This is a genomic window from Collinsella sp. AF23-2 (assembly GCF_003459245.1).
Classification (GTDB): domain Bacteria; phylum Actinomycetota; class Coriobacteriia; order Coriobacteriales; family Coriobacteriaceae; genus Collinsella.
This window is the reverse complement of sequence record NZ_QRVG01000003.1, coordinates 92,866-105,483: the sequence shown is the minus strand read 5'-3', so window position 1 is coordinate 105,483 and position 12,618 is coordinate 92,866. Positions and strand designations below refer to the sequence as shown.

11 protein-coding genes are annotated in these 12,618 nt (G+C 59.6%); 10 read left to right on the top strand and 1 reads right to left on the bottom strand.

The annotated features are described in order from the left end of the window. Nucleotides 1–120 precede the first annotated feature (120 nt). On the bottom strand, nt 121–843 hold the full coding sequence (locus tag DWY03_RS02725) for a GntR family transcriptional regulator (RefSeq protein ID WP_117757527.1): 723 nt from the start codon (nt 841–843) through the stop codon (nt 121–123). Nucleotides 844–1,048: 205 nt separating this feature from the next. On the opposite strand from DWY03_RS02725, the gene DWY03_RS02720 reads away from it, so the two are divergent. The 10 genes from DWY03_RS02720 to DWY03_RS02675 all read left to right on the top strand — a co-directional run bounded on the left by DWY03_RS02720 (nt 1,049) and on the right by DWY03_RS02675 (nt 12,618). Then, complete coding sequence (locus DWY03_RS02720) at nt 1,049–2,041, top strand: SIS domain-containing protein (protein ID WP_117757528.1); 993 nt, start codon at nt 1,049–1,051, stop codon at nt 2,039–2,041. Nucleotides 2,042–2,300: 259 nt separating this feature from the next. Next, nucleotides 2,301–3,383 carry a DMT family transporter gene (locus DWY03_RS02715; protein WP_158558607.1) on the top strand — a complete coding sequence of 361 codons (1,083 nt, stop codon included), beginning with the start codon at nt 2,301–2,303 and terminating at the stop codon, nt 3,381–3,383. Between the two features lie 183 nt (nt 3,384–3,566). Then, on the top strand, nt 3,567–4,490 hold the full coding sequence (locus DWY03_RS02710) for a PTS mannose/fructose/sorbose transporter subunit IIAB (RefSeq protein ID WP_117839835.1): 924 nt from the start codon (nt 3,567–3,569) through the stop codon (nt 4,488–4,490). Nucleotides 4,491–4,526: 36 nt separating this feature from the next. Then, nucleotides 4,527–5,321: a PTS sugar transporter subunit IIC gene (locus DWY03_RS02705; protein WP_117629035.1), complete on the top strand. Its 795-nt coding sequence runs from the start codon at nt 4,527–4,529 to the stop codon at nt 5,319–5,321. A gap of 13 nt (nt 5,322–5,334) precedes the next feature. Then, on the top strand, nt 5,335–6,168 hold the full coding sequence (locus DWY03_RS02700) for a PTS system mannose/fructose/sorbose family transporter subunit IID (protein ID WP_117806036.1): 834 nt from the start codon (nt 5,335–5,337) through the stop codon (nt 6,166–6,168). Between the two features lie 191 nt (nt 6,169–6,359). Then, a complete protein-coding gene (locus DWY03_RS02695; protein WP_226814256.1) occupies nt 6,360–7,343 on the top strand; it encodes an SIS domain-containing protein in 984 nt (327 codons plus the stop codon). 156 nt (nt 7,344–7,499) lie between these two features. Beyond that, nucleotides 7,500–8,129: an HAD family phosphatase gene (locus DWY03_RS02690; RefSeq protein WP_158558606.1), complete on the top strand. Its 630-nt coding sequence runs from the start codon at nt 7,500–7,502 to the stop codon at nt 8,127–8,129. Nucleotides 8,130–8,481: 352 nt separating this feature from the next. Then, complete coding sequence (locus DWY03_RS02685; RefSeq protein WP_089572749.1) at nt 8,482–9,489, top strand: YitT family protein; 1,008 nt, start codon at nt 8,482–8,484, stop codon at nt 9,487–9,489. 104 nt (nt 9,490–9,593) lie between these two features. Next, nucleotides 9,594–10,313, top strand: coding sequence for a GntR family transcriptional regulator (locus tag DWY03_RS02680; RefSeq protein ID WP_117839834.1), 720 nt, complete (start codon nt 9,594–9,596; stop codon nt 10,311–10,313). Between the two features lie 322 nt (nt 10,314–10,635). Beyond that, on the top strand, nt 10,636–12,618 hold the full coding sequence (locus DWY03_RS02675) for an ATP-dependent DNA helicase RecQ (RefSeq protein ID WP_117839833.1): 1,983 nt from the start codon (nt 10,636–10,638) through the stop codon (nt 12,616–12,618).

Below are 12,618 nucleotides of genomic sequence, written 5' to 3'. Positions count from 1 at the left end.
AGTTGAGCTTGGACGGCGCGTATTGCCAGGCGATGCCGGCACTTGCGCCATGCTGGCTTGAGATTTAATAAAAACCGCAGGTAAAACGTTTATTAGGTACATTTTGCCTCGTTTGGTGCGCTAGCCGATGGGCTCGGTGTATTTGGCGCGGTCGGTGCGTTGGATACGCTTGGAGACATGGAGCGGGCGGCCGTCGGTGTCGTAGACGTAGTCGGTGATCAAGATCAACGCCTGCCCACGCTCAACGTTGAGCAAAAACGCCTCGTTTTGTGAGGCATAGCACACCTCAAAGGTCTTATGTCCCTGTGCCGGCGCGCGATGGAATTCTTGGCGCAGCGTGGCGTAGAGCGAACCGTTGATATCGCGATCGATGAGTGCCTCAAAGCTCGGCGGTAGATAGGTGGTTTCCAGGCACAGTGGCGCATCGTCCAGATAACGCAGGCGGACAAGTTTGACGAGCTTGCTGCCCACGGCGGCATCGAAGAACTTGGCCACGTTGCCCGTTGCCTTGGCAAAGCCCGAGTCCACCGTGCGCGTGGTGGGCTTCATGCCCTGGCCCTGGACCTGTGCCGTGTAGCTCGAAAACACCAGGTTGTTCTCGTGGAGCGCTGGCGTTTCGGCCACAAAGGCGCCGCGCCCGCGCTCGGTACGAATCAGGCCCTCGTCAACTAACACCTTAAGCGCGTGGCGCACGGTGCTGCGCGAAAGCCCCGATTCGTCCATGAGTTCCATCTCGGACGGCAGCTTGTCTCCGCGTGCGTAGATGCCGGCGGCGATGCGGTCACGCAGCGTACCCGCCAGACGCTCGTATTGGGCCAAGTTCTTTTTCGACGAAGTGCTCATGCGAACAATCTGTATCTAACCTGTATGCTTACTGAACCAAGCATGTATCCAACATGACAACAAAACCGCTGATAATGGATTGCCGAAAACTTTACCAGCAAAATATCTAAGACAAATATAGCATACAACTAGTCGACATAACCAAAACATGTATGTAACTTGTATGCCATCAAGAGCATCAAACGAGAAGAAAGGCTGATGCACGATGACTACTCAGGAACAGGTTAAGGACGTCGTCTCTCAGGTTTTGGCTGACAAGGCAGACAAGGGCGGCATCAAGCGCGTCGTGTGGATTGGCGCCGGCGGATCCAACGGCGGCAACTATCCTGCCCAGTACTTTATGGAGCACGAGGCCACGCAGGTCGTGAGCTCCAGCTACACCAGCAACGAGTTCGTGCACGCCACCCCGGCCTACGTCAACGAGAACACCCTGGCCGTCGTCGTGTCCATGCGCGGCACCAAGGAGACCATCGTCGCCGCCCAGGTCGCCAAGGACCACGGCGCCAGCACCATCGCCATCTATGTTGACGAGTCTGGCCTCACCGAAGTCTGCGACTACAAGATCCAGTACGACAGCCTTGCCATCGACGAGTCCTGCATGGGCCGCACCAACTCCGCCGTCGTGACCATGATCGCCATGGAGCTCACGCAGCAGATCGAGGGCTATGCCGAGTACGAGACCGCTATGGCCGCCTTCGACCTGGTCGATCCCATCTATCGCAAGGCCGTCGAGTACACCCGTCCGCTCGCAGCCAAGTGGGCCGAGCAGAACGCCGACAAGCCCTGCATCAACGTGATGGCTCAGGGTCCGCTCTTTGGTGCCGCCTACGTCTTTAGCATCTGCAACGTGCAGGAGATGCTGCAGATCGACTCCTGCACCATCAACACCTGCGACTTCTTCCACGGCCCCTTCGAGATCCTGGACAAGCGCACCTCGCTGTTCCAGCTCATCAGCGTCGGCCGCAGCCGCTGCAACGACGAGCGCGGCATCCGTTTCGTCAACCAGTACGGTGGCGATCGCGTCTATCAGCTCGACGCCAAGGAGCTTGGCCTCAACGACATCAAGGACAGCGTGAGCGAATACTTCAACCACCTGATCTTTGCCCCGATCCTCAACAACGTCTACATGCGTGCGCTCTCCGCCGTCACCCACAAGGATTACATGACGCGCCGTTACATGTGGAAGCTGGATTACTAAGGGATAGAGCGGCCTAACAGCCCAATACCCCTCATGAGTTGCGGTGGAATAGTTCCTGTTTGGGAGCGTGAAGCCTCTGTTTGAGAACTATTTCACCGCAACTGCTAGAGCGGCACTTGGGGACGTTCCCTTTCTGCCGGCACCTGCGACACTCCTTGTTTCAAGAGATTTCCCGTTCGCCGATTTGTGTCTTGAAAAATGTATATAACGACTATAACGTAGTATGAAACATATTGGAAACAATACCGAGGAGGCTGCGTTGAAGAGGAGCAATCTGGGCTATGTGCTGGTGCTGATCGCCGCGCTTATGTGGGGCAGCATCGGAATCTTTGTAAACGGCATCTCGGCCATGGGCGTTACGTCTCAGAGCATGGCGGCCTTTCGCCTGTTGTCGGGTGCCGTCTTAATGGCTCCGGTCTTGGCATTCATGGGTTGCCAGGGAGGTGCTCGTGAGGGAAAGGCATCGGGTCCCCTGGCACTGTTCAAGGCAAGTCCTAAAGAGCTTGTTCCTTGTGCGCTTCTTGGCATTATCGGCCTCGCCACCGCTAACACGCTTTATTACGAGTGCATGGGCGAGGTGGGCATGTCCACGGCCTCGGTGCTGCTCTACACCTCGCCGGTGTTTGGCGTCATGCTCGGCCGCGTACTTTATCGCGAGGATGTGACTCCCAACAAGCTCGTTGCCATCGCTTTTAACATCGGTGGCTGTGTACTTGCAGTGACCGATGGCGACCTTTCCGGTTTTCATTTTTCGGTTTGGGGCGTCACGTCGGGCGTGATTGCGGGCTTTTGTGGCGCGTCGCTCGCGGTGTTTAGCCGGATCGCAACCAAGACGGTCCACCCGCTGGCTGTCACGTTTTGGGGCCTTGTTTTTGGCGGTGCGGTTATGGCGGCTATCGCGGCTCCGTGGCCAGATGTCGCCGCGGCAATGTCGCCACAGCTGCTGCTGCTGTTCCTTGGCTTTGGACTCATCCCCACAGCCGTGGCCTATGTCTTATATATGCAGGGTCTGTCCATGGGGCTCGAGACGTCGAAAGTTCCCGTCGTAATGTCATTCGAGACAGTCGTCACCGTACTGCTGGGCATTGGTGTCTACGCCGAGCCCGCCGGCGCGATCAAAGTTCTGGGCATCGTTTTGGTGCTCGCGTCCATCGTGATTATGAACACCGACTTTTCCAAGCTGCGCAACAGTGTGTTTGTCGGTCATGTCGTTGAGAGCATGACCTTTAAGCCCAACGCGTGGTGGACGGAGAAATCGCAGGACATGGATCTCTTCCGCGAGCGCACCGGCATCGCGCTGGAGCCCACCGTGCAGGAAAGCCCCTGGTACTTCGTGCGATAGGGGATTGCGCACAGGGTCCGACTTGGGGTTATCCCGCCAGTGCCGGCCTGCCCAGCCCCAACGTTTCAAGTACGTTAAACCCGTCAACGGTCGATTTTCACCCGCGAACGGTCTTTATACTAATTAGCAATATCCGCAACGTATAAGACGTTATAATGACCATAACGAAAAGGAGGAGGCAAGATGAATCAGATCATTCTCGCATCTCATGGCGGCCTGGCCGCAGGCGCCAAAGACACGCTCGAGATGGTTCTCGGCGACGTGTCGAACGTCCACGTCGTGTCGCTTGCTCGTGACGACAAGGAGCCCATCACCAACAAGGTGGACGCCATGATCGCCACGTTCAACGCGGACGACACCGTCTATGTGCTGACCGATATGCTCGGCAGCTCGGTCAACAACAGCATGGTCGAGCTTTCCCGCAACGGTGCGGCATTCACGGTGATCAGCGGTTTCAACATTCCGCTGGCACTGACGCTCGCTATGAGCCCCGCCCCCGTCAAGGGTGCCGAGCTCGCGGCCCTCATCAACGAGGCCCGCACCGGTCTGACCAACCCCAACGCACCGGTCGAGGCTGCCGCGGCTCCCGCCAAGAAGGCTAAGGCGCCCCGTCACAGCTCCGGTCCCGCCAAGATCGTCCTCGCACGTCTTGACTACCGTCTGCTGCACGGTCAGGTCGTCTTTACCTGGACCACCAAGGTTCAGGCCGAGCGCATCATCGTCGTCGACAACGCTGCCGCCAACGATGACATCAAGAAGGGCGCTCTTAAGCTGGCCAAGCCCCAGGGCGTGCGCCTGAACGTCTTCACCGTCGAGCGTGCCCTCGCCAAGATGGACAAGCTCAACACCCTCGGCGAGCGCGTCATGTTCGTCTTTGGCAACACGGCCGAGATGCTGCAGTTCTGCCAGGGCTACAAGCTCGACGCCATCAACCTGGGCGCCACCGCCAACCACGACGGTGCCGATCAGGTCGGCGGCAAGGACAGCTCCGTCTTCCTCGACGCCACCCAGAAGGCCGACGTCAACCAGCTGCTCGACATGGGCATCAAGCTCTACGTCCAGCAGACCCCTACGTATCAGAGCGTCGACATCGACGCCAAGCTGTAATCAACCAGGCTTTTGCCTGACTGAAAGGAGAAGGGTATGAATACGTTCATCAGTGCGGTGCTCGTCGGCCTCGTCGGCGTGTTCTGCATGTGGGACTCCCGCCTGCTCGGTCGTCTTAACTTCGAGCAGCCTCTCGTTGGCGCTACGCTCGTCGGTCTGCTGCTGGGCGATGTGCCCACCGGCCTTGCCGTCGGTGCCGCCGTCGAGCTCGTGTCCATGGGCCTGGTGCAGGTCGGCGCCGCCGTTCCGCCCGATATGGTCCTGGGCGGCATCGTGGCCGCTGCCTTCGCGTGCCTGACCGATGCTTCCGCCGAGACCGCCATGACGATCGCCATCCCGGTCGCCGTCCTGGGTCAGCTCCTCGGCATCGTGTTCCGTTCCATCATCGCCGCCCTCACCCATGTGGCCGATAGCGCGATTGATAACGGCAAGTTCAAGACCGCCTACCGTATGCACATCTGCGCCGGCTCCGGTCTGTACGCCATCATGTACTTCCTGCCGATCTTCCTGGCCGTCTTTGTCGGTACCGACCTGGTCCAAGCCATCGTCAACATGGTTCCCGAGTGGCTGTCCGTTGGTCTGAACGTCTCGACCAAGATCATGACCGCCTACGGTCTGGCCCTGCTGCTCACCATGATGATCAAGAAGGGTATGACCCCGTTCCTGTTCATCGGCTTCCTGCTCGCCGCCTACCTCAACCTGTCCGTCATCGCGGTCGCTCTGATCGGTGTGTGCCTGGCTATCGTCTTCATGGGCTTCAAGTTCAATGGCTCCCATGCAGCCGCCGGTGTCGATTCCGACTACGATCCGCTCGAAGACGACGAAGACTAAGGAGGAACACACTATGGCAACCGCAACCAAGGACGTGTCCCTGAACAAGAAGGTCAGCCAGTTCTTCTGGCGCTCCTGGGCCATCCAGGCCTCTTGGAACTACGAGCGTCAGATGAACATGGGCTTCCTCTACGGCATGGTCCCCACGCTCGATCGCCTCTATCCGGACGAGTCCGACCCCAAGCAGCTCGCTGCTAAGAAAGAGGCTTACCACCGTCACATGGCGTTCTACAACTGCACCCCGCAGACGAGCGCTTTTGTCCTAGGCCTCGCCGCCTCCATGGAGGAGGAGTACGCCAAGGATCCCGAGAACTTCGATCCCGATTCGATTAACGCGGTCAAGACCTCCCTCATGGGCCCGCTTTCCGGCATCGGTGACTCTTTCTTCCAGGGCACCATCCGCGTTATCGCCTTTGGCCTGGGCGTTCAGCTGGCTCAGCAGGGCTCCATCATGGGTCCGATCCTGGCCATGCTCATCTCCATTGTGCCCTCCGTGCTGATCACGTGGTTCGCTGCCAAGATGGGCTATCAGGGCGGCCACGAGTACCTGAGCAAGCTCCAGGGCGGCGACCTCATGGAGAAGCTCATGTATGTCTGCGGCATCGTGGGTCTTATGTCCGTGGGCGGCATGATCGCTACGCTGATCGGCGCCACCACCCCGCTGCAGTTCGCTGAGGGTACCGTCGTGATCCAGGACATCCTGGACGGCATGATGCCCCAGATGATCTCCCTTGGCCTCACCGGCCTTATGTACTGGCTCATCAAGAAGAACGTCAACACCGGTTGGCTTCTCGTGATCGCCATTGTGGGCGGCATCGCCCTCTCCGCGGCCGGCATCCTGGCCTAGTCGCGACCCAATGCTTCCCCCGGGGGCCTGCCTGGCATCCCATACCCCAGGCAGGCTTCCATCCCTAACATGTGACAAGGGGACAGTTCCTTTGTCACATCCTCAACGGGCCGGCGACTCGGTCCTAACCACGGTAACCCTGCGAGCGTCCGGCAATGTGGCGCCGCAACAAATCGAAAGGAATGTGTCAGATGTACGAGATCGACCTTAACCTCCCTAAGCAGATCGTCGCTGACGTCCTGTCCAACCACGAGATTCACAGCGTCGCTTTCGTCGGCTGCGGTGCTTCCATGTCCGACCTTTACCCCGCCAAGTACTTCCTGGCCAACAACACGGACAAGCTGAACGTTCAGATCTTCACCGCTAACGAGTTCAACTACGACACGCCTTCCTGGGTCAACGAGCACACCTTCGTGATCACCTGCTCCCTCGGTGGCTCCACGCCCGAGACCGTCGAGGCCAACAAGACCGCCAAGAAGCACAACTGCCCGGTCGTCTCCCTCACCAACAAGGCTGGCTCCGCTCTGACCGTCGACGCCGACCACGTCATCGTCCACGGCTTCCACGCCAACTACGCTGCCAAGTGCGAGAAGCCCGGCTATGCCATCGCTCTTGCTCTCGAGATCCTTCAGCAGACCGAGGGCTATGACCACTACGAGGACATGATCACCGGCCTCACCAACGTTTTCGATCTCTGCGAGAACGCCGCTCAGCACTGCAAGAAGCTCGCCAAGAAGTTCGCCGAGGACTTCAAGGACGACAAGATGATCTACTTCATGGCCTCCGGTGCCTCCGAGAAGATGGCTTATTCTCACGCCGCCTTCCTGTTCACCGAGATGCAGTGGATCGACGCCGCCGCCTACAACACCGGCGAGTACTTCCACGGCCCGTTCGAGGTTTCCACCGAGGGTAAGCCCTACGTCTTCTTCATGTCCGATGGTGCTACCCGTCCGATGGACGCTCGCGCCCTCACCTTCCTTGAGCGCATGGGCGCCAAGGTCGCTCTGATCGACTCCAAGGACTACGGCCTGGCTGACGCCGTGCCCGCGAGCGTCGTCACCTACTTCAACCCGCTGCTGCACCTCGCCGTTATGCGCGAGTACGGCAACCAGATCGCCGAGGCCCGTCAGCACCCGCTGACCATGCGTCGCTACATGTGGAAGCTTTCCTACTAATCACAAGTAAGTAGACCTTACGGGTTGATTGAGAGGGGATGGGGTTTGCGCCCCGTCCCCTTTTTGCTTTGGGGGCGTGTCTGTCGCGTCGCAAAACACCAGATAAAACCTACCAAAATAAACCTGTCCCTTTTTGGCAGGTGGGAGGAGATGCGTATGATCAAGGCAGTGCTGTTTGATATGGACGGCGTGCTGGTCGATACCGAGTGGTTCTACAACCGTCGCCGCGTGGCGTTTATGGAGGAAAAGGGGTTCCACTTTGACGAGATCCCCGATCTTTCGGGGTCTAACGAGCCTGCCATCTGGAAGTCGCTGGTGCCCGACGATGTTGAGCTGCGCGAGCGCTTGCGCGTTGAGTACAAGCAGGTCTACAGCCCGGTTCACCCTGTTCCGTATGCCGAGCTGCTCAACGAGCAGACGGAGCCGGTGATGCGCGAGCTGCACGAGCGCGGCGTCAAGTGTGCCATCGCGAGCTCGTCCTATCGCGAGCTCATTGACGAGCTGGTGGAGATTGCCGGTATCACCGACGTGCTGGACTACACCATCAGCGGTCACGAGTGCAGTGCATTTAAGCCCGACCCCGAGATCTACCTGCGTGCCATGGAGGCGCTGGGTGTGGAGCCTACCGAGTGCCTGGTTATCGAGGACTCGCCTTTGGGCATCGAGGCCGGCAAGCGCTCCGGCGCGCGCGTCCTGGCGCTGCGTCCGCACGAGGGCGTTAACCTGGACCAAACGGGAGCCGACGCCGTCATCGACAACCTCGCCGACATTCTGACCGCTTTGTAGCGTCAATTCGCCGCAAGAAGTGCGGATTCACACGTCTCTTGCGGTGGATTGGCTCATTTTGGCTTCGATTTGATCCGTTTGGCTTCGACTCAGGCTAAGTGAGTAGACTTTTTGGCGCAGGCCGAGCACAAAGCGTATCTGCCTTAGTAAAACCGCAGGTCACGGAAGTGGCAGCTTTGGGTGTGCTCGGCAGGTCGCGAAAAGCCTACTCACTTAGAATTTGGCTCTTTGGTTGGGGGGCTGCTGGCTCGTTTTGGTTGTCGAGAGAGGGTGAATTGAAGCGCCCTCTCGCGCTCCATGCTACAATCGCCGGCATGCCCCACAATTACATCTGCCTTCGAAAGGAGCCTACGTGGCGAACGCCATCGATCAGCTCACGGACCGCGTGCTCGTGCTCGGTCGTCTCACCATCGTCCGCCGCGCCATTACTGCCGTGGCGGTCACCATCTCCGCCGTTCTCCAGACATTTCTGATTCAGGCGTTCATTCGCCCCGCCGACCTGCTTCCGAGCGGCCTCACCGGCGTCGCGGTCCTGCTCGATCGCGTCACCTCGCTCGGCGGCGTTCATATCGACATCTCGCTCGGCATGCTCGCGCTCAACATCCCCGTGGCGCTCCTTTGCTGGAGCGGCATCAGCAAGCGCTTCGTCATCTTCTCGATGATGCAGGTCATGCTCTCGTCGCTGTTCCTCAACATCTTTCACTTCGCCCCGTTTTTGGGCGACAAGATCATGCTCATCATCTTTGGCGGCGTGGTCTCGGGCCTGGGCGCCGCCATCGCGCTTAAGTCCGGCGCATCCACCGGCGGCACCGACTTTATCGCGCTGTGGGTTTCCAACCATACAGGCAAGACCATCTGGGGCGTCATCTTTGGCTTTAACTGCGCTATCCTGGCGATCTTTGGCTTTATGTTTGGCTGGGACAATGCGGCGTATTCCATCGTGTTCCAGTTTATTTCGACCAAGACCATCGACAGTTTCTACCGACGCTACGACCGTGTGACGCTGCAGATCACGACACGCAAGGCAGATGAGGTCATGACAGCCTATGTTGACCATTTTCAGCATGGCATTAGCTGCGCCGAGATCATTGGCGGATACAGCCGCGAAAAGATGTATCTGCTGCACGCCGTTGTCTCGACCTACGAGAGCCAGGACATTATCAAGCTGGTGTGCGATATTGATCCCGGCGCCGTGATCAATGTGTTCCACACACTCAACTTCGTGGGCGGCTGGTGGGGCGGTCATGTCGACGAGCCCATGCCCACGGCCGTACCCGATCCCGACAAGCCCGCGCGCATGGCCAGCAGGCAGGCGCGCCTCAGCGAGCAGGACAGTCTGCAGCAGGACGACGGCAAGTAAGGATTTGCTGTATGTGGTGTATCGTTTTATCAAACTGATGTAACATATAAAAAGACGTTATATACGTATTAGTTATTTCGCTATTTTGATAAGAGTGATCAGATATGCCCGCACCCAAAAATGCACCGCTTTACCAGCAGATTTATGACGAGATCAAGGATGCAATCGAGAAAGGGGTTTATGCACCCAAGGAGCGCATTCCGTCCGAGCTTGAGCTTGCCGAACAGTACGAGGTGAGCCGTATTACGGTGCGCCGTGCCGTCGAGGAACTGTGTTCCGACGGCTATCTGGTTAAGCAGCAGGGCCGCGGCACCTTTGTCTCCACGCCGCACATCAACCGCCAGTTTCACGCCTCGACGCTGCAGACGTTTACCGCGCTGTGTGCCGGCAACGGCATGAAGGCCGGTGCGCACGTGATCGATCGCCAGATCGTTCCGGCGCGCCAAAACGAGATGGAGTTCTTTGGCCTGCAGAAGGATGCGCTGCTGCTGCATATCAAGCGCGTGCGTACGGCCGACGGCGAGCCCATCTTTGAGGAGAACATCTTTGTGCCGTTTGACGCCTACCGTGAGCTGTTGACGGCCGATCTTGAGAACAAGTCGATTTTTGCCGAGGTCGAGCGTGTTGGCGGAACGCCGATTGTCTCGGTTGGCTACCGTACGGTCGAGGCCGTTCGAGCTAACGCCGAGCAGGCGGCCGAGCTGGGCATTGCTCCGCACGATCCGCTGCTCAACCTGCGTGCCGGCTTTACCGGTCCCGATGACGAGCCGGTTTTGATGGGTAAGCAGTACTACGTGGGATCGCGCTACGTTATGGTCATGTAAGTTACGCGGTTTTACCAAACCGCGTAACGGCTCGACGCTGCAAACGCCCCTAAGCGGCAATCTGACGTTCAATCGTCGGTCGCGTACCCAAAGTACGCTTCCCTCCTCTTTCACGTCACCTTGCTCGCTTAGGGGCGTTTTCGCTGACTTATGCTCAACCAGCGACGTTTGCGTGCTTGTCAAGAGATTAGCCGTTGGGAAAGTGTCCAAAAATCCCACGCTCGTTCCTTTTGGATTGCGTTGCCCGTGGCCGACAGCCGTGCGGCACCGGTCCGCGTGGCGGCGTATAATCGGCGGCAGATGACTTGGACGTTAGGAAACCATGACCGATAGCATGCAGCAGATGGCGCTCGACACGCTCGGCGCCTATTTTGGCTACACCTCGTTTCGCCCGGGACAGGACCGCATGGTCGATGCGATCCTTGCCGGTCGCGATGCGCTGGGTGTTATGCCCACGGGTGCCGGCAAGTCCATTTGCTACCAGGTGCCCGCGCTCATGCTGCCCGGCATCACCTTTGTGGTGAGTCCGCTGCTGTCGCTTATGGAGGACCAGACCCGTGCGTTGCTCGCGGCGGGTGCGCGACCCAGCTATCTCAACTCCAGCCTTACTCCGGCCCAGCAAAACACCGTGCTCAAGCGGGCGCGCGAGGGCCGCTACCAGCTTATGTACGTGGCGCCCGAGCGCTTGCTCGAGCCGCGTTTTTTGGCCTTTGCGCAGGAGGCTGCGGGTTCCGCCGGCATTGGCGTGCCGCTCGTGGCCATTGACGAGGCCCACTGCGTAAGCCAATGGGGTCAGGATTTCCGCCCCGCCTATCTGCAGATTCGTGAGTTCATCGATTCCCTGCCGCAGCGCCCCATCGTGGCGGCGTTTACCGCCACGGCGACCGAACGCGTGCGTGCGGATATTCAGCAGATGCTCGGCCTGCAAAACCCTGCGACGGTGGTGACGGGCTTCGATCGCAAGAATCTCTACTTTGGTTGCGAGGAGATGGGCGACAAGGCCAAGACTGCCTGGGTGCGCGACTATGTGATCGCGCATTCGAGCGAGAGCGGTATCGTGTATTGCTCGACCCGCAAGACGGTCGATGCGCTGGCGGGCGAGCTTGCCGAGGCGCTGGGCCCCAGCGGCATTCGCGTTGGCCGCTACCATGCCGGCATGGGCAACGACGCCCGTCGCCAAAGCCAGCGCGCCTTTATCGACGACGATATCCAGGTGATGGTTGCCACCAACGCCTTTGGCATGGGCATCGACAAGCCCAACGTGCGCTACGTGATCCACAACAACGTGCCCGAGAGCATCGAAGCCTACTACCAGGAGGCGGGCCGCGCCGGCCGCGATGGCGACCCGGCCAGCTGCTACTTGCTGTGGAACGGCAACGATTTTCGCATGCGCCGCTTTCTGATCGACCGCGGCGATGCTGCCGATGAGGCGCTCGACGACGAGCAGCGCGCGTGGGCGCTCCAGAATCGATATCGTCTGCTCAGCCAGATGGAGGGCTACTGCAATACCACCGGCTGCCTGCGCGAATACATGCTGCGCTACTTTGGCGACGAGGCCGCGGCCGAGCATGCTGCCGCGGCTGGTGCGGGCGCCACCGCCACGGATGACGCCGAGGGTTGCGGCAACTGCAGCAACTGCCTCACACAGTTCGAGGTCGAGGACGTCACCGACATGGCCCGCGCCGCCGTGCAATATGTGGCCACGCGCCCCATGCGCTTTGGCAAGTCGCTGATCGCCGACGTGCTTCACGGCGGCAACACCGAGCGCATTCGCCAGATGCATCTGGACGAGGATCGCGGCTACGGTGAGCTGTCGAGCGAATCGGTCGGGCGCATCAAGGACATCATCGGCCAGCTGTGCGGGCGGGGCTACCTGGCCACCTCGCAGGGCCAGTATCCGGTCGTGGGTCTGGGCCCGCGTGCCGGCGAGGTCGAGGACGAGACGTTCGCCTTTACCGTTAAGCGTCGCGCGTCCAAGCGCAAGGCCTCGGCCCGTGCCCGCCGTGCGGTGGATTTGCTGCGCGAGGAGGCCGAGCTGGATCAGCGACCGCGCGTGGGCGACGACGCCGAGCTGTTTGAGCGCCTACGGGCACTCCGCAAGGAGATCTCGACCGAGCTGGAGATGGCACCGTACATGGTCTTCTCTGACAAGGCCCTGCGCGGCCTGTGCCGTCTACGTCCTCAGACGCGCGACGAGCTTATCCAGGTCAACGGCATCGGCGAGAAAAAGGCCGACGCCTTTGGCGAGCAGTTTATGGCGGCGATAGAAGAGTTTGAATCCGAGCATGCACGGGATGGAGCGTAA